The sequence below is a fragment of the Dehalobacter sp. CP genome (assembly GCF_047652685.1).
GTDB lineage: Bacteria > Bacillota > Desulfitobacteriia > Desulfitobacteriales > Syntrophobotulaceae > Dehalobacter.
Genome location: NZ_CP157399.1, coordinates 2,179,426 through 2,198,980, shown reverse-complemented (window position 1 = coordinate 2,198,980; position 19,555 = coordinate 2,179,426). Strand labels below are relative to the sequence as shown.

General features: G+C 43.8%; 16 protein-coding genes. 13 read left to right on the top strand and 3 right to left on the bottom strand.

Annotated features, from left to right (window positions below; genetic code table 11):
- Positions 1-234 precede the first annotated feature (234 nt).
- The 9 genes from AAH944_RS10870 to AAH944_RS10830 all read left to right on the top strand — a co-directional run bounded on the left by AAH944_RS10870 (position 235) and on the right by AAH944_RS10830 (position 11,851).
- A complete protein-coding gene (locus AAH944_RS10870) occupies positions 235-852 on the top strand; it encodes a TetR family transcriptional regulator (protein WP_019225080.1) in 618 nt (205 codons plus the stop codon).
- Entirely contained in the window at positions 845-1,210 is a 366-nt protein-coding gene (locus AAH944_RS10865) for a response regulator (RefSeq protein ID WP_019225081.1), read from the top strand. Before AAH944_RS10870 ends, AAH944_RS10865 begins: the two co-directional genes overlap by 8 nt.
- 30 nt (positions 1,211-1,240) lie before the next feature.
- On the top strand, positions 1,241-3,388 hold the full coding sequence (locus AAH944_RS10860) for a chemotaxis protein CheW (protein WP_019225082.1): 2,148 nt from the start codon (positions 1,241-1,243) through the stop codon (positions 3,386-3,388).
- A 19-nt stretch (positions 3,389-3,407) separates the two neighbouring features.
- Entirely contained in the window at positions 3,408-3,917 is a 510-nt protein-coding gene (locus tag AAH944_RS10855; protein WP_019225083.1) for a chemotaxis protein CheW, read from the top strand.
- A complete protein-coding gene (locus AAH944_RS10850) occupies positions 3,914-5,584 on the top strand; it encodes a methyl-accepting chemotaxis protein (RefSeq protein WP_415534923.1) in 1,671 nt (556 codons plus the stop codon). The genes AAH944_RS10855 and AAH944_RS10850 overlap by 4 nt, the downstream gene beginning before the upstream one ends.
- Before the next feature lie 103 nt (positions 5,585-5,687).
- On the top strand, positions 5,688-6,503 hold the full coding sequence (locus AAH944_RS10845) for a CheR family methyltransferase (protein ID WP_019225085.1): 816 nt from the start codon (positions 5,688-5,690) through the stop codon (positions 6,501-6,503).
- A gap of 22 nt (positions 6,504-6,525) precedes the next feature.
- Complete coding sequence (locus AAH944_RS10840) at positions 6,526-7,545, top strand: protein-glutamate methylesterase/protein-glutamine glutaminase (RefSeq protein ID WP_020492183.1); 1,020 nt, start codon at positions 6,526-6,528, stop codon at positions 7,543-7,545.
- 13 nt (positions 7,546-7,558) lie between these two features.
- The gene (locus AAH944_RS10835; protein WP_020492184.1) at positions 7,559-11,377 is read left to right on the top strand and encodes a PAS domain S-box protein; all 3,819 of its coding nucleotides are present in this window, start codon (positions 7,559-7,561) and stop codon (positions 11,375-11,377) included.
- A gap of 66 nt (positions 11,378-11,443) precedes the next feature.
- Entirely contained in the window at positions 11,444-11,851 is a 408-nt protein-coding gene (locus AAH944_RS10830; protein WP_019225088.1) for a response regulator, read from the top strand.
- Positions 11,852-11,945: 94 nt separating this feature from the next.
- Here AAH944_RS10830 and AAH944_RS10825 read toward each other — a convergent pair whose 3' ends face one another.
- Complete coding sequence (locus tag AAH944_RS10825) at positions 11,946-12,263, bottom strand: DUF6951 family protein (protein ID WP_019225089.1); 318 nt, start codon at positions 12,261-12,263, stop codon at positions 11,946-11,948.
- A gap of 19 nt (positions 12,264-12,282) precedes the next feature.
- Positions 12,283-15,510 carry a carbamoyl-phosphate synthase large subunit gene (carB, locus tag AAH944_RS10820; RefSeq protein WP_415534922.1) on the bottom strand — a complete coding sequence of 1,076 codons (3,228 nt, stop codon included), beginning with the start codon at positions 15,508-15,510 and terminating at the stop codon, positions 12,283-12,285.
- A gap of 339 nt (positions 15,511-15,849) precedes the next feature.
- Between carB and AAH944_RS10815 the strand changes: the two genes are divergently transcribed.
- Entirely contained in the window at positions 15,850-16,725 is an 876-nt protein-coding gene (locus AAH944_RS10815; protein WP_415534921.1) for a methylenetetrahydrofolate reductase, read from the top strand.
- 318 nt (positions 16,726-17,043) lie between these two features.
- Positions 17,044-17,238 (top strand): hypothetical protein, encoded by a 195-nt coding sequence (locus tag AAH944_RS10810; protein WP_019225092.1) that lies wholly within the window; start codon positions 17,044-17,046, stop codon positions 17,236-17,238.
- 87 nt (positions 17,239-17,325) lie between these two features.
- On the opposite strand, the gene lexA is transcribed toward AAH944_RS10810, so the two are convergent.
- Positions 17,326-17,952 (bottom strand): transcriptional repressor LexA, encoded by a 627-nt coding sequence (gene lexA, locus AAH944_RS10805; protein ID WP_019225093.1) that lies wholly within the window; start codon positions 17,950-17,952, stop codon positions 17,326-17,328.
- A gap of 186 nt (positions 17,953-18,138) precedes the next feature.
- Between lexA and AAH944_RS10800 the strand changes: the two genes are divergently transcribed.
- Positions 18,139-18,678 carry a hypothetical protein gene (locus AAH944_RS10800; RefSeq protein ID WP_019225094.1) on the top strand — a complete coding sequence of 180 codons (540 nt, stop codon included), beginning with the start codon at positions 18,139-18,141 and terminating at the stop codon, positions 18,676-18,678.
- 232 nt (positions 18,679-18,910) lie between these two features.
- Positions 18,911-19,456, top strand: a complete 546-nt coding sequence (locus AAH944_RS10795; protein ID WP_019225095.1) for a hypothetical protein — start codon at positions 18,911-18,913, stop codon at positions 19,454-19,456.
- Positions 19,457-19,555: the final 99 nt, after the last annotated feature.

Here is a 19,555-nt window from a genome sequence, read left to right as displayed (position 1 = left end):
TAACAAAAAAATATTAAATAGGGAAACAGGCTTATCTGATTTAACAGGAAGCCTTTTTTATTCCCTAAAATTGCATGTAAGCCAATCCAAATATATATTTTGTTAAACGAAGAATATAAAAATATTTAAAATATTCTGTCGAAAAACCATAGACATTCGACAAATTATGCAGTATATTAGGTGTAAAAGATGGTAAGTAAACACTTACTTTCCAAGATAGGAGTTTATTACCATATGAATTTACTAATACATCGCAAAGAAAGCATCATCCTGACGACAATTGATCTGATCGATAAATACGGCATACACCAAATTTCGACACGGGAGATTGCAAAGAAGCAGAATATCACCGAGGGAGCCATCTATAAGCATTTTAAAAGCAAAAATGAACTGATCCTCGGCGTTCTGGATTATTTCTCGCAGTATGACAGCGACCTGTTCCTTACGGCCCAGCAAAAAGAAACCACGGAAGAATCAATTATTTTTCTTGTCGAATCACTTTCTTCGTATTACGAAAATTATCCGTCAATCACCGCAGTGCTTCTATCTTTGGAAATTATGCGCTATGACGAAACGTTAAAATCAAAAGTCGAAGACATTTATTCAACGTGGTTTGTTTTTTTCAAGAAAATTATTCAGAAAGGCCAGGAGACAGGGGAAATACCTCCGAAACTATCGAGTGAGATGCTGACTGATATTATTATCGGGACCTGCGTAGCGCTCTGCGCAAGGTGGAGACTACAGCAGTATTCTTTCTCTTTACGGGGAAAATGCCTGGAGGCAGTTAACACGATCCTTGGTTCTTTCATTCAAGACAAGATTAATCCTCAAAGGAGGGAGTCCATTGATTAAAGTACTGATTGTAGATGATGCGGCATTTATGCGGCTGGCGATCAAAAATATGCTTCAAAACAATGGTTTTGAGGTCGTCGGTGAGGCCGCGAACGGTTTGGAAGGTCTGGAAAGCTATAAACATTTGCGGCCTGATGTTGTAACCATGGATATCACGATGCCTGAGATGAGCGGCTTGGATGCATTGCCCGAAATCATGAAATTTGATCCGAAAGCCAAGGTCGTGATGGTTTCCGCGATGGGACAGGAAAGTATGGTAAGGCAGGCTGTTGCGCTTGGTGCAAAGTCCTTTATTATCAAACCGTTCAAAGAAGATGTCGTAGTCAAAACCTTAAATCAGGTGAATGCATTAAAATAGTCAGTCCATATGTTTGGGGGGCGGATAAAAATGGCTGGTAATTATTCCAATGAATCCATGTTAGACCTGTATATTTTTGAAACGTCCAATCTGCTTGAACAGCTGGAGCATTCCATTCTGGCCAGTGAAAAATCGAATCATATTTCCAAAGACGATGTCAATGAGATCTTCCGGATCATGCATACCATTAAAGGCTCATCTGCAATGATGCTTTTTGACAACATCGCTTCTCTCGCCCATTCCATTGAGGACTTGTTCTATTTCATCCGCGAAAACGATCCACGGGAGGTCGACTGCTCCGCGCTTTCGGATATTGTGCTCGAAGGTGTCGATTTTCTCAAAGTCGAACTGGAAAAAGTCAAAGCCAAAGACCCCGTTGACGGAGATGCACAGCGTCTGAAAAAGACGATTGCAGATTTCCTGAACAAACTGAAATTACAAAATTTTTCAGCAGAAAAAGTATCTACATCCAGGAAAAAAACGAAGAAAAATTCAGTAGAAGATCTGAAGGACATACCGGAAGACATAGAAGAAATAACTGAAAAAATACCTGAAGAAAAGCCCAGATATTATATTGCCCCGAACATAACAGAGCCCCCGGCGGCCCTGTCTAAAAAGAACTGGTACAAGGCTGTAATTTTCTATCAGGACGGCTGTGAAATGGAAAATATCAGAGCCTACACCGTCATCCATAATTTGAAAGAAATTGCAGACAAGTACATTTTCACCCCGGAAGATATTATTGAAAATGATCTGAGTGCTCAGGTCATTAAAGAACAGGGCTTTACAGTAGTCTTAAGGACAGATAAAAGCTATGAAGAAATGCATGAATTCTTCATGCAGACGATTTTCCTCAGAGAGCTGAAGTTGGAGCAGATCGAAGATCAGGAAGACGAACCGGTGATGAATCAACATGAGAATGCTTTAACCCCACAGATTCCTGTCCTACAGACAGTTGAAAGGGAGGAAAAGGCCGAGAAGGAAGTCTCTCTTTCTTCTGCCCAGCAGAGCATCATCAGTGTCAATGTCGCCAAGCTGGACAGACTGATGGACCTGGTCGGAGAAATGGTGATTGCCGAGGCCATGGTTACCCAAAACCCTGACCTTAAAGGGCTGCAGCTCGATAATTTCTATAAGGCAGCCCGGCAGCTCGGAAAAATCACCGGGGAATTGCAGGATATGGTCATGGCGATCCGGATGGTTCCGCTGTCGACGACCTTTCACAAAATGCACAGAATCGTACGCGATATGAGTAAGAAGCTGAACAAGGAAGTGCGTTTGGAGATCATCGGTGAGGAAACGGAAGTTGACAAAAATATCATTGAACATATTTCAGATCCGCTGATGCATCTGATCCGCAACGCGATTGACCATGGGATTGAGGCGGCTGCGGAACGGATTGCGGCAGAGAAGTCCAAAGCTGGGACAATCACCCTGGAAGCAAAAAATGCTGGAAGCGATGTTCTGATCATTGTCAGGGATGATGGTAAAGGGCTGAATAAAGAAAAAATTCTGAGCAGGGCCAGACAGAATGGCCTTCTGGCCAAATCGGAACAAGAGATGAGCGACCGCGAGGTCTTTAACTTGATCTTCCTGCCTGGATTTTCAACCAAGGAAAACATTACGGAATTTTCCGGCAGAGGCGTAGGTATGGATGTCGTCTCCAAGAATATCCAGACGGTAGGCGGATCTGTTTCGGTAGATAGCGTTGAAGGTACAGGAACTACGATTACGATGAAGATCCCATTAACGTTGGCGATCATCGGCGGAATGAACATCAAAGTCGGAAATTCAAGGTATACCATACCGACAGTATCCATCAGAGAATCATTCAGACCGAAAGAATCCGATATTATCAGAGATCCCGACGGAAATGAAATGATTATGGTAAGGAGTGAGTGTTATCCGGTTATCAGGCTCCATACGCTGTACAAAGTGAAAACTGAAGTTACAGAATTCAGCCAGGGCATATTTATCATGGTTGAAGATGAAGAAAAGTCCTGTTGTATATTTGCTGATGAACTGCTTGGTGAACAACAGGTCGTTGTTAAAGCACTGCCATATTACATTCAAAATTTAAAAAAAGATAACGAGTTAGGAGGGTGTACGCTTTTAGGTGACGGAAACATTAGTCTGATTCTTGACATCCAGAGTATAACCAGACTTGTGAAAAAATAACAGGAAAGGAGTGATTTTAATGGCAGAAATGATTGCAGAAGATTTTTTTGAAGAGGATACTCAGAAAAACAAGTTTTTAACCTTTTCTCTAGGCAACGAAATCTACGGGATTGAAATTAAGTACGTGACAGAAATTATCGGTATCCAGCCGGTTACTGAAGTGCCGGAGCTGCCCAATTATGTTCGTGGAATTGTCAATTTGAGAGGGAAGATCATTCCGGTCATCGATGTGCGCCTACGCTTCAAAAAGCCATTTATGGAATACAGTGACCGGACCTGTGTCATCGTGATCGACATTCAGGAAATATCAATTGGTCTGATCGTGGACAGCGTATGCGAGGTGCTTGTCATCCCTGAAGACGAAATAGTGCCTCCTCCCAGTGTTAACGGAGGTGCGAGCAATAAATACATTAAAGGAATCGGCAAGGTCGATAACAGTATCAAGCTCATTCTTGATTGCGACAAATTATTAAAAGAAGAAGAGCTGTCTAATCTGACATCTACACTTAGTGAGGGGGTAATATCATGAATTTCAACAAGCTTCAAACCAAGATTTTAGCTGGCTATATTGTCATTGTCGTCATCCTGGCAGTCATTTCCATAGTTACCTTTACCCAGGTAAATTCAATGGTCAAAGAAGTCAACAAAATGACCGAGGTGGAATTTGCTTTATATCAGATAGACCAGGAACTGGCATTTAACTTTACGGAAGGGGCAAGTCTTGTCAGGGCTTACATGTTATACGGAAAACAACAATACGTTCAAGACTTCGAAACCGTTTCTGCTACAACGACCGAACTTCAAAATAAGCTATTAAGTCTGGCAGATACGTCTGAAAATAAAGCCATGATCGAGAGAAGCAATGCCTGGTCCAAAACAATTAAAGAAAAACTATTTCCTGCCGTTGTAAGAGGGAATCAAGAAGAAATAACGAGTATAGGCGCAACAATAGCTCCGGAAACGCAAGCTCTGGTATCAGTAAATTCCGAAATGGCACAAAAAAGGGCGCAGAATATCGAAGAAGTAAAAAACCTCATTGCGGTGAAAGAATCAAGAACCACTATTATACTTGTTGTATCTACACTGATTGCGATTATTTTGGCGATGATCCTGGGACTCATGATGGCCCGTTCCATCACGAGACCGGTCAAAAAGCTGGTGGAAGTTTCCGATAAAATTGCTGACGGTGATCTAAATGTGGATATTGATGTCCGCGGTAAAGATGAAATCGGAGCGCTTGCCAAATCGTTCTCGACCATGACCATGACCTTGAATGAAGTTATCAGCAATATCAACAGTGCTTCCGAGCAGGTCGCTTCAGGCTCGAAACAACTGTCCGATTCCAGTATGGCCCTTTCCCAGGGCGCAACCGAGCAGGCTAGTTCGATTGAAGAGTTGACAGCCTCTCTGGAAGAAATCAGTTCTCAGACCAAACTCAATGCCCAAAATGCCAATGAAGCAAACCAGCTGGCGGAAGAAGCCAAGAAGAATGCGGCCCAGGGCAACAGCCAGATGAAGGAAATGCTCAGCGCGATGGATGAAATCAATAATTCTTCCAATAATATCTCCAAAATTATCAAAGTCATCGACGATATTGCCTTCCAGACCAATATCTTGGCCCTGAATGCTGCTGTTGAAGCTGCAAGGGCAGGACAGCACGGCAAAGGGTTCGCCGTCGTAGCAGAAGAAGTCAGAAACCTCGCGGCTCGCTCAGCCAACGCTGCTAAGGAAACAACGGATATGATCGAGGGTTCGATCAAGAATGTTGATAACGGTACCAGGATAGCAAGCGACACGGCAAAAGAATTAAACAACATTGTCGAAGGAATATCGAAGGTAGCCAACCTGGTGAACAACATTGCAGTAGCTTCCAACGAACAAGCCGTTGGCATCAACCAGGTCAACCAGGGTATTGCTCAGGTCGCGGAAGTCGTTCAGACTAATTCGGCAACTGCTGAAGAGAGTGCCGCTGCAAGTGAAGAACTGGCGAGCCAGTCCGAACTGCTGAATGTTCAGGTTGCCAAATTCAAACTGCGGAAAAAGGGCCAGTACGCTTCCTTAAAAGGAATCGAAAACATGAGCCCGGATATTCTGAAAATGCTCGAGAATATGAACAGTAGTAGTCCGACTCCTGCGCCAAAGGAAAAGCCAAAAAAGAAAATTGTCCTGAGTGACGACGAATTCGGCAAGTACTAAGTGAAATGCAAGAGGAGAGAGGGCCTGATTAGAGGCTCTCTCTTCAGAATAACAGAAATTAGAAGTTTCTATAAAAAATGCCTGGAGAAGATGGTGGTCTGTTATGATAACAATAACGGAAAAAGAATTTGTGAAGTTTGCAGCGTATATCGAAGCTAATTATGGGATTCATCTGAAAAAAGAAAAGCAATCGCTGATTACCGGCAGGCTGCAGGGTGTACTTGTCGAGAATGGTTTTAAGAGCTTCTCGGAATATTACGATTTTATCACTTCACATAATGGCGGAGATGCGATTACCACATTTATTAATAAGATTACCACCAACCATACGTTTTTTATGCGCGAAGCTGAGCATTTTGCTTTCTTAAAAGAGAACGTTCTGCCTGTGCTGGCGGCCCATTGCCGGGATAAGGATCTGCGGATCTGGAGCGCGGCGTGCTCCAGTGGTGAAGAACCGTATACCCTCGCGATGATCATTGATGAGTTTTTTGGCAGGGAAAAAGTCTGGTGGGATACGAAGATTCTCGCAACGGACATTTCCGGTAAAGCCTTAACGATTGCCAGAAATGGCGAATACGCCAATGATAAGGTTGCGGCGCTGCCAGCGCTGTGGAGAACAAATTATTTTAAAAAGCTCGACAGGGAAAATTCGATTGTTGTAGAAAAAATTAAGAATGAAGTGATCTTCCGCAATTTTAATCTGATGGAAAAGGTATTTCCTTTTAAAAAGAAGTTCCATGTGATCTTTTGCCGAAATGTGATGATTTACTTTGACGGGCCAACCAAAGAACAGCTTGTTCAGAAATTTTATGACATGACGGAGTATGGCGGCTACCTGTTCATCGGTCATTCGGAATCGCTCAACAAAGATACAACCCAATATAAATATGTCATGCCAGCCGTATACAGAAAAGAATAATATTTAGAAGTAGGTTGATATCATGGCCAAAAAAAAGATTAGGGTTTTAATTGTAGATGATTCCATCGTTTTCCGGGAGATTCTGGCCAGAGGAATCGCCAGTGACCCGGAGATCGAAGTCGTGGGTATGGCCGCAGACCCGTTTGAAGCCAGGGATAAAATCCTGGAAGTTGAACCGGACGTGATGACCTGTGATGTCCAGATGCCCAAAATGAACGGGATTGAATTTATATGCAAGCTGCTGCCGCAATATCCGATTCCGGTGATTGTGATCAGTACGGTGAGCGATGCTGTTTTTGATGCGATGAATGCCGGGGCTGTCGAGTTTGTCGGCAAGCCGGATATGAATGCCGCGCAGAGAGTGGAAACCTTTCTGAATGAGTTGAAGATTAAGATTAAGGTAGCCTCCGTCGCCCGGATTATCCCGTCCATGAAGGACACGACTGAAAAAGTTGAAAGCCAGCATGCCGAGAATTCGGAAAGAATCATTGCGATCGGCGCTTCCACCGGCGGAACGGAGGCCGTCTGCAGTATTATGAAGCGACTGCCTGCGAATATGCCTGGGATCGTTATCGTCCAGCATATCCCTCCTGTTTTTTCCCGGATGTTTGCCGAACGGCTGAATAATCAGACCAAGCTGAAGGTCAAGGAAGCTCGGACCGGAGATTACCTGGAACAGGGAATGGCCTTGGTTGCGCCTGGGGACCAGCATGTCAGAATCAAAAAGATAGCCAATCGATACAGGATTGAGTGCTTTGCAGGAGAGAAGGTCAACGGTCATTGTCCTTCCGTCGATGTTTTATTCGAATCTGTGGCCAAGGAAGCAGGCAAAAATGCGCTGGGCATCATTTTGACCGGTATGGGATACGACGGGGCCAAGGGACTCCTGCAGATGAGAAGAAAAGGGGCCAGAACGATCGGTCAGGATCAGGATTCCTGTGTGGTCTACGGTATGCCGAAAGTTGCTCATGATATCGGGGCCGTTGAAAGACAAACTTCTTTAATGAACATCCCTCAGTTGATTTGTAGGATGCTGAAGTAAGGAATGAAGGCCAATGAATAACAAAAAAAATTACATTGTCACAACAAATGAAATGGCATTGGCTTTAGCGTGCATCGGAGATGGTGTCGTGTACACAGATCATCTGGGAACCATTTTATATATCAACGATTCTACCGCTAACCTTTCGGGCTGGCTGCCGGAAGAGGTGCAGGGTAAAATATTTGCAGAAGTCTTTCCGATTATCAATAACGAAACCCAGAAAATGATGAATTCCCCGATTGAACTTACCATCAGAAAAAAGGAAGCTCTGGGCCTAAAAAACCATTCGGCCCTGATCAAAAAAGATGGCCAAATCATCTATATTTCGGGCAACAGTTCCCCAGTAATTGAAGATGACGGTGAGGTCAGAGGAGTTATCTTTGTTTTCAGGGATATCACTAGAATCAAAGAAATTGAAAACGATTATAAAAATGAAGCAGAAAATTTTAGGACGATCTTTTATTCGTCGCCGGTCAATATGGTCATTGTCGATGAGCTGATGCACATCAGCCACGTAAACAACGCGGCGCTCAAACTGATGCATGTGCAAGAACAAGATGTACTTGGCAAAACATTCGGCCAAGCTTTCAAATGTGTAGCCGGTTTTCAAAATCCCAAGGGCTGCGGCTACGCAGCGAAATGCAAGCAGTGTGAGATTACACGTGCCGGCTTGCGGGCACTAAAATACAATGAATCTATTGAGGGGCTTGAATTCTCCCAGACATTTATCCTTGGCGGCAAAACAAAACAATTATGGTTCAATGTCAGTATCTCCCCGCTAATCGTAGACGGCAAAAGAAATATTGTTATTGCGTTAAATGACATCACCGAAGAAAAAATACTTGAGGAGTCACTGATTAAGTCTCGCGATTTCCAGTTGAAGCTACTGGATTATTTTCCAGTTTCCGTCTGGCGTTCCGCAGAAAAAGAAATAACTTATGTGAATAAAAATCTACTGGATTTTGTGGGTATGAGCTTTGAAGAATGTATAGGCAGTTCTTGGTTATCAGCATTACATCCAAAAGACAAAGACGCTTATAAAGAAATACTAAATAATGCAAAAGCGGACCATACATCTTTTGAATATGAGCACCGCTTAAGACATTATGATGGGGAGTATCGATGGTGTCTCAGTTCCGGCGGCCCATACTATGACCTTGAAGGAGAGTATGCTGGACTAATCGGCATTATTCTGGATATCACCGACAGAAAAATTGCTGAAGACGCTTTAAAACGCTATCAACTGTTGTCGGAGAATGCCAGGGATATGATCCTGTTCGTTTCACAGGATGGGGAAATTCTTGAAGCCAACAAAGCAGCTTTGAAAGCTTATGGCTATGATCATCATGAAATTGTGCAAAAAACAGTTTTTGATTTTGCAGAAGATATGACGTTTGCCAGAGAACAACTGAAGATTGCCGTGGAAAAAGGATTCTTTATCGAAACAAACACGAGACGGAAAGACGGAAGTATAGTTCCTGTTGAAGTGAGCGCACAGACCACGATGATCAATGGTGAACAGGTATTGTTGTGCGTCCTTAGAGAAATAACCGAACGTAAAAAAATTGAAAAACAGCTGCAGGATAGCGAAACACGGTATCGGAATTTATATAACAATGTTACGGATGCAATCTACATCGTTGAAATTATTGAGAATGACGACCGGATCGGGAAAATAATTGAAGTCAATGATATTACCTGTCAAAGACTCGGCTATACGAGAGAGGAACTCTTTCAGCTATATCTGCCGGATATTGTTAAATATGATACAAAAGATCAAATTGAACAATTGGAAAAGCTGATACAGCAGGGATTCGATACAGCCGAACATGTGCAGGTCACTAAAGACGGAAGGGAGATCCCGGTTGAAGTCAGTGCGCATCTGATGAATATTGATGGCAAAACGTGCATATATTCCCTGGCACGGGATATATCCGAGCGGAGAGCTTCGGAGCGGGCACTAATCGAGAGTGAAGAAAAATTCCGAAGCGTTTTTGAAAATGCCAAAGATGCCATTTTCCTGGAGAAGATCAATGAAAATGGTGAGATTGCGATTGTCGAGGTGAATGAAGTTGCCTGTAAAGCACTCGAATATACGAGGGATGAGTTGATTGGGCATTCACCGAAAATGATATCCAGAATAGGCAAAGCAGAAGTGGATATATTAATGACTCAAGTTCGAAATTATCAAACCTATGTGTTTGAAGATATCCATATTTCCAAGAATGGCAGAGAAATTCCCGTTGAGATCAATATACGGCAATTTAAACTTAATCATATAGACTATCTCATTCTCATTGCACGGGATATTACGGAGAGAAAAAAGAATGAGGAGATATTCATCAAGGCCAAAGAAGAAGCTGAAGCCGCGAATCGGGCCAAAAGTGAATTTCTTGCCAACATGAGTCATGAGATCCGGACGCCGGTGAACGGTATCAACGGAATGATTGATTTAACGCTGTCCACTGACTTGAATCCTGAACAACAGGATAACCTCGAAACGGCCAAAATCTGTGCCAATTCCCTGCTGGCGCTGATCAGTGATATCCTTGATTTTTCCAAGATTGAGGCCAGGAAACTCGTTGTTGAGAATATCAATTTTGACATGCATGATCTGGTTGAGAAAAATTCGAAGGTGCATACGCTGCGGGCCAGTAAAAAGGGGCTTCAATTAACGTACGATCTCGATCCCAGCATCCCGAAGTATCTGATCGGTGACCCGAACAGACTTAGGCAGGTCCTGAATAACCTGGTTGATAACGCGATAAAATTCACGGACACCGGTAAAATATCTGTCACTGTAAACAACGTTCTGAAGACAGATCAGGACATTGAACTGAGATTTGCTGTCCAGGATACCGGAATTGGTATTTCCGAAGAAGATCAGACCTTCCTGTTCAAAACGTTTACCCAAGTCGACAGTTCTATTACCCGAAAATATGGCGGAACAGGCCTGGGGTTGGCAATTTCCAAGCAGCTAGTCGAGCTAATGGGCGGGACCATGCAGGTAAGCAGTCAAAAAGGAAGAGGAAGCACGTTCTATTTTTCGATCAAATTTAAAATAGGAATACAAAGCGAAACGGTACCGTTCCTTAGACCTGACATCAGCCCAATCATCCGGCCTTTGCATATTCTTCTTGCTGAAGATGATAAGGTAAGTCAAGTCCTTCTTCGCCGCATGCTGAAGGAAAGGGGCCATCAGGTCGATACTGCAGACAACGGTTTGGAGGCCTTGGATCTTTTTAAGAAAAAAAAATATGACCTGATCCTGATGGATATCCAGATGCCCGTGATGGACGGGATAGAAGCAACGAAAATTATCAGGGAATCTGAAGGCGGCCGAACCCATACACCAATTATTGCAGTATCTGCCTATGCTTTGCAGGGTGACGAACAAAGGTTTCTGGCGATGGGAATAGATAGTTATCTGGCAAAACCGATTGACATCAATGGTCTGATGAAACGAATTGGTATGGTGAGTCAAAACCGGCAAGAGTTTCCGGATAAGGTTGAGCTTGGGGACCATGGCGAAATTATTTTTACAAATAAATCTGAGAATAAAGACACTGAACATTATACCTTGGCAATGCAGGAAATCGAGCATTGCATTAAAGAACTCGACGATCATTTTGAGAGCATGCAATATGAAGCTATAGAACCGATTGCCAACCGGCTGAAAAACCTGTGCAATCAGATCGAAGCAGATGAATTAAAATTCTGTGCTTTTAAAATCGAATTGGCGAGAAGAAAAAATAATATTGAGGATGAGATTGAGTATTTCAGCTTATTTAAAGAAGCGTATTATGTTTTCAAAAAGTCGCTTAGCAATTAAGCTCTTAGGCAATGAAGTAACGACGTAACGACGTAACGACGTAACGACGTAATAGGAGGGACTGGGATGTTAAAGATACTCATAGCTGAAGACGATTTAGCCAGCAGAAAATATTTGTACAAATTATTATCAGAATATGGTGAGTGCGATCTGGTTGTTGACGGACTGGAAGCGATCGATGCTTATTTGATGTCGCTTAAGGAAGAGAGCCCTTATGAGCTGATCTGTCTCGATGTCATGATGCCGAAAGTTGATGGAGTCAGGGCGTTAAAGGCTATTCGTGATCTGGAAATACAAAAAGGGGTTCTGCGTGAAAAACAAGCCAAGATCATTATGACGACCGTTCTGGCTGAATCGGATTTTGTGCAAAAGGCCTTTGAATATGGGTGTGACGCGTATGCATCCAAACCCATTGATTCCGTCAAATTTCTGGAGGTCATGGAAAAGCTCGGAGTGGTGAAGAATACGAAATAGGTGGAGAACAAAAAAACTGGTATCAGTCTGATGATTCGAAAATCCTCTTTTTATATGCTAACCTTTCCTTGATAAGATGGTCTTGCTTGATGAGCTACTCTTCCTTGGTGATCTTGATCTCAATATCTCTGGGCAGAGCAAGGCCGCAGGCTGCTTCCACACCTTTGATAATCGCGGTAGGAACAGGGCAGGCGGCATGCTTACAGTATTGGCGCGCGATTTGAAAGACAGAGGTATCACCGATTTTGCCGAAGCATTCTTCATAGCCATTGATTGTTTTCAGTTCTTCGCTTAAAGGTTTCAGGCTGGGGCATTCCGTATTAATCTTGATATTCGCATTCTGGCGCTCAGCGTTGGCTTCAATATTGGTCATAAAGCCGCAGGCGCCGCCGTTAACAAATATCTTGATCATGGTCTCACATCCTTATATATTAGAATCTTTTAATCTCAGCATGATATTCCTGCAGGGACTTTAAGGTAATTCCAGATGCGCCATTCGCGCCATAGGCGGCAATGCCTTTGGCGCTTGCCGCGGCAGCGGTCATCGTGGTGATATATGGGACCTTATACTTGATCGCCGCTTTGCGGATATAGGCATCCTCATGTTTGCTGCGTTTGCCGGACGGCGAATTGATCACCAGATGGATTTCCTTGTTGGTGATGCTATCCACAATGTTCGGACGGCCTTCATACAGCTTCTTGATTTTTTCGGCTTCGATTCCGTTCTCCAGTAGGAATTTGTGGGTCCCTTCCGTAGCCATGATTTTAAAGCCGATTTGGGTAAAGTTCCTGGCTATATCGAGCGCTGCAGGCTTATCGTCGTCATTGACGCTGATCAGCACAGTACCCGATTCCGGCAGCGGGGACTTGGTTGCTTCCTGTGCTTTGTAGTAAGCCAGACCAAACGAATCAGCCAGGCCGAGCACTTCACCGGTTGAACGCATTTCCGGTCCGAGCACAGGGTCAACTTCGGTAAACATATTAAACGGAAAGACTGCTTCCTTGACTCCAAAATAAGGTACTGTCTTGGAAGTCAAGTTTTTGACGGATGTTTCCTTACCGTCATTGACAGCCATCATAATTTCGGTCGCGATCCGGGCCATGGAAATATTACAGACTTTGGATACGAGCGGCACAGTCCTTGAAGCTCTCGGATTTGCTTCCAGAACATAAACATTGTCGTCGGCGATTGCATACTGCATGTTCATCAGCCCGATAACGTTCATCTCTTGGGCAATTTTTTTCGTGTATTCCACAATCGTCGCGAGGTGTTTTTCAGGGATGCTGATCGGCGGGATGACGCAGGCCGAGTCTCCGGAGTGGATACCGGCCAGTTCGATATGTTCCATGACGGTCGGTACAAAAGCATCCTTGCCGTCCGCAATCGCGTCGGCTTCCGCTTCGATCGCATTGCTCAGGAAACGGTCGATCAGAATCGGCCGGTCGGGCGTCACACCTACCGCAGCTGCCATGTAACGGCTTAGCATCTCCGCGTCGTGAACAACTTCCATGCCGCGTCCACCCAGAACAAATGAAGGGCGGACCATCAAAGGATAACCAATCCGGTCAGCGATAACAAGGGCCTCTTCCAGGTTGACGGCCATTCCGGATTCCGGCATCGGAATATCCAGCTTTTCCATCATCTTACGGAACAAATCACGGTCTTCAGCCAGCGCGATGGTCTCCGGCGTTGTACCGAGAATCTTGACACCGGCTTTTTTGAGCTCATCTGCAATGTTCAGTGGTGTCTGGCCGCCAAACTGCACGATTACGCCGAGTGGTTTTTCTTTTTCGTAGATGCTCAGAACATCTTCGACGGTAAGCGGTTCAAAATAAAGTTTATCGGAGGTATCGTAGTCCGTGGAGACCGTTTCGGGATTACAGTTCACGATGACGGTCTCATAGCCAAGATCACGCAGCGCAAAGGCGGTATGCACGCAGCAGTAGTCGAACTCTATGCCCTGACCGATCCGGTTCGGTCCGCCGCCGAGGATCATTACCTTTGGGTGGTTGCTGCTTGTGGTCTTGTCGGGAGCATTATAGGTAGAGAAATAATAGTAGGCATCTTCAACGCCGCTTACTGGAACAGCTTCCCAGCCTTCCACTACCCCCAGAGCAGCTCTCTGTTTGCGAATCTCCGCTTCACTTAAGTTTAAGAGCATTGCAAGGTAACGGTCTGCAAAGCCGTCCTTTTTGGCCTGAGTCAGCAGTTCATCCGGCAGCTTTTGGCCGCTGTATTTTAAGATTTCTTCTTCCAGCAGCACAAGTTCTTTCATCTGCTGCAGGAAGTAAGGCTTGATATAGGTCAAAGCGTACAGATCATGGATATCTGCGCCTTTGCGCAGTGCTTCGTAAAGGATAAACTGACGCTCGCTGGTTGGTTCAGTTAGCAAGGCCATCAGTTCGTCCAGAGACCGCTGGTGGAAATCTTTCGCAAAGCCTAGGCCGTAACGGTTGATCTCGAGAGAGCGAATGGACTTTTGCACCGCTTCTTTGTAATTTTTCCCGATACTCATGACTTCGCCGACGGCGCGCATCTGGGTACCAAGCTTGTCCACGGAACCCGGGAATTTTTCGAACGCCCAGCGTGCAAACTTGATAACAACGTAGTCGCCTGAAGGTGTATATTTGTCCAGAGAGCCGTCTCTCCAGTACGGAATTTCGTCCAGGGTCAGCCCTGCCGCCAGCATGGAAGAGATCAGCGCAATCGGCAAACCTGTTGCTTTGGAGGCCAATGCTGAGGATCGGGAAGTACGCGGGTTGATCTCAATGATGACGACCCGACCGGTCTTCGGATCGTGCGCAAACTGCACATTGGTGCCGCCAATGACTTCAATGGCTTCGACGACAGAATAAGAATATTTTTGCAGGCGCTCCTGAAGCTCAGGACTGATCGTCAGCATTGGGGCCGAACAAAAAGAATCGCCGGTGTGGACACCGATCGCATCGATATTTTCAATAAAACATACGGTGATCATCTGGTTTTTGGCATCACGGATGACTTCGAGCTCGAGTTCTTCCCAGCCAAGTACGGATTCTTCCACCAGGATCTGACCGACCAGGCTTGCGGCAATACCGCGGCTCGCAATTACGTTCAGTTCTTCAGCATTGTAAACCAGACCGCCCCCCGTTCCGCCCATGGTGTAGGCCGGGCGGATAACGACCGGATACCCGAGTTCCTGGGCAATCGCTTCAGCCTCTTCTACGCTGTAGGCCGCTTTGCTGAGGGGCATTTCAATGCCGAGCCTGTTCATGGTTTCTTTGAAAGCAATTCGGTCTTCACCACGTTCAATCGCGTCCAGCTGAACACCGATGACCTTAACGTTATACTTCGTAAGGACGCCTGCCTGGTGCAGCTCCGAGGAAAGGTTCAAGGCCGACTGACCACCCAAATTCGGCAGCAGGGCATCGGGACGTTCTTTGGCAATGATTTTCGTCAGACTTTCAAGGTTTAATGGTTCGATATAGGTGACATCAGCAATTCCGGGGTCTGTCATGATGGTGGCAGGATTGGAATTGACCAGTACGATCTTGTAGCCCAGTTTGCGAAGCGCTTTACAGGCCTGGGTCCCCGAATAGTCAAACTCGCAGGCTTGTCCGATCACGATGGGACCTGACCCAATAATCAGGATCTTATTAACATCGGTTCTTTTTGGCATGTTGTATTTCCTTTCTTTATAAAAATAAAGCTGAAATAGAGTATTTTGATGTAAGAGCCTCACAGCCATTTTATCAGAAAAAAGAAAACAAGATGATGCTTTTCATAAAGAATTATGTATTCTATATACATAATAAAATGCCGTTAGTGTCCAAAAGTAACGCTATAAAAGTATCTGCATAAAAGTATTTGTTATAAAAGTATATGCTTGCAGAAATCATCGTTCTGAATTAATATATCACTAGCAGCTGTCAATCACCATGACCTGGTAACCGCCTAAACGTTAACGCAGTATGGTTGACGCAGTAATAACAATAAAAAAATGGATAAGGAGAGAAGTATGAAAATATCTGAATTATTCAAAACCGGCAAGCCAACCTTATCTTTTGAATATTTTCCCGCACGGACGGAAAAAAATGCAGAAACCCTCGAAAAGACACTTGATGTCTTAGCAGGCCTTAATCCGAGTTTTGTTTCGGTCACCTTCGGGGCAGGTGGGTCAACAAGGGAAGGATCTTATGAACTGGTCAAGAAACTGAAGCAGGAGAAAAGGCTCGAAGTTGTTGCCTATCTCGCGGCTTATGGTTTAAGGCTGGACGAAGTGGCTGCAGTGCTGGATGCTTACCAGGACCTTGGGATTGAGAACATCCTGGCGCTGCGCGGAGATCTGGGCAAAGACGGAGCGAAGGAAATTCCTACGGATACCATTCACTACGCTTATGAGCTCGTAACGTTTGCCAAAAAGAATTATAACTTTTGCATAGGGGTAGCAGGATATCCCGAGGGTCATCTTGAGGCGCCAAGTTTGGAAAAGGATATTGAATATTTAAAGTATAAGGTGGATCAAGGCGCGGATTTTGTCATTGCCAACTTCTTTCATGACAATATTTACTTCTATCATTTGCTGGAGCGTTGCCAAAAGAGCGGCATTACCGTTCCTGTTATTCCCGGACTGATGCCTGTCTATAGTGTCAAAATGATGGAAATGCTTGCAGCAAACTGTGGCGCAACCATACCGGAACAATTGAAAAAAGGAATCGCTGCATTGCCGGAAGGTGATGCGGATGCCTTGTTGGAATTTGGTACTCAATACGCTGTGGCACAGTGCGAAGAACTCCTCCAAGAAGGAGCCTGCGGCCTCCATTTCTACACTATGGACCGCAGCGAATCAACAGCTGGTATTGTTAAAATCCTGCGAGAGAAGGGCTTGCTGTGATTGTGATCTTTGAATAGATCTTTTTATTCTATGCCGAAGATTGATCTTAGGACGAAAGTACTATCCTAAGGTCATTTTTTATGAAAATCAAGTATTTCTACAATTTTCGCAGGAAGTAAATGGTATAATTACTTTTACTCATTAAGATTTTGAGCCAAATACTAAGGGAGGAGATAACAGATAAATTTTTAGTCAATTTCAACATGAAGATCTGTCTTAACAAAATTGATATTAATAAAAAAATTATGGCTTCACGGCAGTAAAACCATTAATATTTCCTTTCATGATCTTCTTTTACATCAGGAGGAGGAAATCATTATGAAGATAAGAGTTTGGATCATTGATTGCATGGGGGAAAAAGCCAGACTCTGCCTGTCTGAGGATGACAATACGCCGGAAATATTAGCAGGACCAAAAGTCTTTGAAAATAAAAAAATGCTTGTTGAAGCAATCCTCTATTCAAAAAAGGAAGCAAGAAAATACTTATCTAGAAATGAGCTGATGGATCAATAGTCAACAGCTTATTCCCCAAACAAAAGACTTCGTTTCGAATTAAGTGAAACGAAGTCTTTTGCTTTTTTTATTCCTTTACTTCCTCTTTTAGAAGATATCTTTGATGACTTTGAACACAACGCCAACAATTTCAACATGATCAGGTTCCAACGCCCGGTAGGTAGGGTTGGCCGGTTCAAGCGTAATTCGATTATCAACATTGTAAAACCTTTTGCAGGTCACTTCTTCCCCGTTGATCCTGGCTATTACCGTCTGCCCGTTTTGGGCCGTTTGCTGTTTTCTTACCAGCACAAGGTCGCCGTTATTGATTTCTAAATCAATCATCGAATCGCCTTTAATCTTCAGGGCAAAGACCAATTCATCTTCGCGGACAAACGAACGGGGAACCGGCAAATAATCTTCAATATCTTCGAAAGGAATGGCCGGGGTTCCGGCGGGGACTCGGCCGACGATTGGAACCATAGCAAGATCAGGAATGGTATGCCCGTTATTAAAATTCGGCAGTTCGTTCATCGCAGGGTTTTTGCCCAGCAGACTATCCAGAGAGATCCCAAAAAAATCGGAGACTTTCTGCAGAAATTTATAATCCGGTTCTCTTAAACCAAGTTCATACAAAGACAAAGCTGAACGCGATACCTCCAGGTGTAAGGCCAACTGGTTCTGCGTAATTTTCTTCGTCCGGCGCAAATATTTTAAAGTTTCACCAAAACTCACATCATCACCTCTAAGAAAATATTTTACTCTACAATGAGTAGCAATTCAATAGGACAAAATATAAATAACAACATAAAATTCCAAAAATAGAAGTTGACTGCTACGCAATGTAGCAATATAATTAATATACGCTTTGAATTAAAGCGTAAGGACATTTGGTTGCGAGCAAAAAAGGGGTGTGAGGCTTTGCAAAAATCACAGATGACAGACACGGAGAACATGCTGAAAAATTACTATCGAAGCTTGAATGAACTGTGGGTAAAAAAGGCGATTATTGAAAACCTTAGAAAAAATGCTAATGAGATCAGGAATATTTTGCTGGATGTCAACGAACTGGTACCTTCCAGAGGGATTGTTACACAATATATGGCTGTTTCAGGCGGTTGTGTGTACGTTTGCGACAGGTCTGCGCAAAACTATTATGAATTTACTTCATCCGTAGAAAAATTTGAGAAGAGATTAGCCGCGTTACTACACCGCGGTGTCAAACTGAAGAGTCAGATCATCTATCTTGAATCAGCCATTGAAGGGATCACTTATGCCTTAAGTCTACTTGATCCTGTTGACCGAACAATATGTGAGAAGTGTTACGGCCTTAAGGAGTACAGCAATCTTCAAATTGCCAAAGAACTTCGGATGGACGAAAAAACGATTCGGTACAGAAGGAAAAAAATTAATCAGAAACTCAACCTTTTCCTGCAGGATTGTTTGTGTGTGAATCAATAACGAGAACCTGTCAGCCCTGAACCTTATATACCCTGGCGGCAGATTTCTCGTAATACCGCGTTGTCGTCATTATATAATAATTTTAGGGTTGACAAGGTGCTAGACATGCAAAGAGATTTCCGAATTTTTTCCTGGCTTTTGCCGAATTAATCCTTGAAAATAACGTATGCTTATTACAGTGGAAGTATTCTCCATAAAGAACATACAGGAACAACCGGAGAGGAGGGTGAACATGAACGACACCGCTATGAAAGGTATGGAAGCCGCCTTGCGAAGCTATTACCGGAAATTAGATGAACGGCAGGTCAAGAAAAGAGCTTTGGAAGCGGTGGAAAAAAACGCCGAAGATATCAGAAGAATATTATTGGATGTAAATCAGCTTATTCCTTCGAAAGGAACAGTATCGAGTTATCGCCCCGTCACGGGAGGAGGAAGCGGCTTGGTCTGTGATCCAACTGCGCAAGCTTATGCGGAATTTACACGCTCCATGGAAAGATCGCAAAGGGAGCTTGTGGTTTTGCTTGAAAAAAAGATTAGGCTAAAAATGGAGATCATGCATCTGGAATCTTCCATTGAGGGAATTGGTTTTGCGCTGAACTTGCTGGATCCTGTGGAACGGATGATTTGTGAACAGTATTATGGTTTAAAAAGAAAAAGTAATTTGCAAATCGGACTGGCGTTGAATATGGACGAAAAGACCATAAGATATCGCCGGAAAAATATTAACCAGAAACTCAGCGATTATTTGAAGGTAAAACACCTCGTTAAATCCGGCTAATAGCACAAGAATGAGACAAGCCACATATTATGCATAAGACCTGAGACTTTATGAATATTTATCTAATAAAGGACAGGTCTTATTTTCTTTGGTCTATCG

What these genes read in the sequence shown, in the direction of transcription:
- AAH944_RS10835 (WP_020492184.1), top strand. Translation starts at nt 7,559, where the DNA reads ATGAATAACAAAAAAAATTACATTGTCACAACAAATGAAATGGCATTG.
- AAH944_RS10830 (WP_019225088.1), top strand. Translation starts at nt 11,444, where the DNA reads ATGTTAAAGATACTCATAGCTGAAGACGATTTAGCCAGCAGAAAATAT.
- carB (WP_415534922.1), bottom strand. Translation starts at nt 15,510, where the DNA reads ATGCCAAAAAGAACCGATGTTAATAAGATCCTGATTATTGGGTCAGGT.
- AAH944_RS10855 (WP_019225083.1), top strand. Translation starts at nt 3,408, where the DNA reads ATGGCAGAAATGATTGCAGAAGATTTTTTTGAAGAGGATACTCAGAAA.
- AAH944_RS10860 (WP_019225082.1), top strand. Translation starts at nt 1,241, where the DNA reads ATGGCTGGTAATTATTCCAATGAATCCATGTTAGACCTGTATATTTTT.
- AAH944_RS10845 (WP_019225085.1), top strand. Translation starts at nt 5,688, where the DNA reads ATGATAACAATAACGGAAAAAGAATTTGTGAAGTTTGCAGCGTATATC.
- AAH944_RS10840 (WP_020492183.1), top strand. Translation starts at nt 6,526, where the DNA reads ATGGCCAAAAAAAAGATTAGGGTTTTAATTGTAGATGATTCCATCGTT.
- AAH944_RS10810 (WP_019225092.1), top strand. Translation starts at nt 17,044, where the DNA reads ATGAAGATAAGAGTTTGGATCATTGATTGCATGGGGGAAAAAGCCAGA.
- AAH944_RS10815 (WP_415534921.1), top strand. Translation starts at nt 15,850, where the DNA reads ATGAAAATATCTGAATTATTCAAAACCGGCAAGCCAACCTTATCTTTT.
- AAH944_RS10870 (WP_019225080.1), top strand. Translation starts at nt 235, where the DNA reads ATGAATTTACTAATACATCGCAAAGAAAGCATCATCCTGACGACAATT.
- AAH944_RS10795 (WP_019225095.1), top strand. Translation starts at nt 18,911, where the DNA reads ATGAACGACACCGCTATGAAAGGTATGGAAGCCGCCTTGCGAAGCTAT.
- AAH944_RS10850 (WP_415534923.1), top strand. Translation starts at nt 3,914, where the DNA reads ATGAATTTCAACAAGCTTCAAACCAAGATTTTAGCTGGCTATATTGTC.
- AAH944_RS10825 (WP_019225089.1), bottom strand. Translation starts at nt 12,263, where the DNA reads ATGATCAAGATATTTGTTAACGGCGGCGCCTGCGGCTTTATGACCAAT.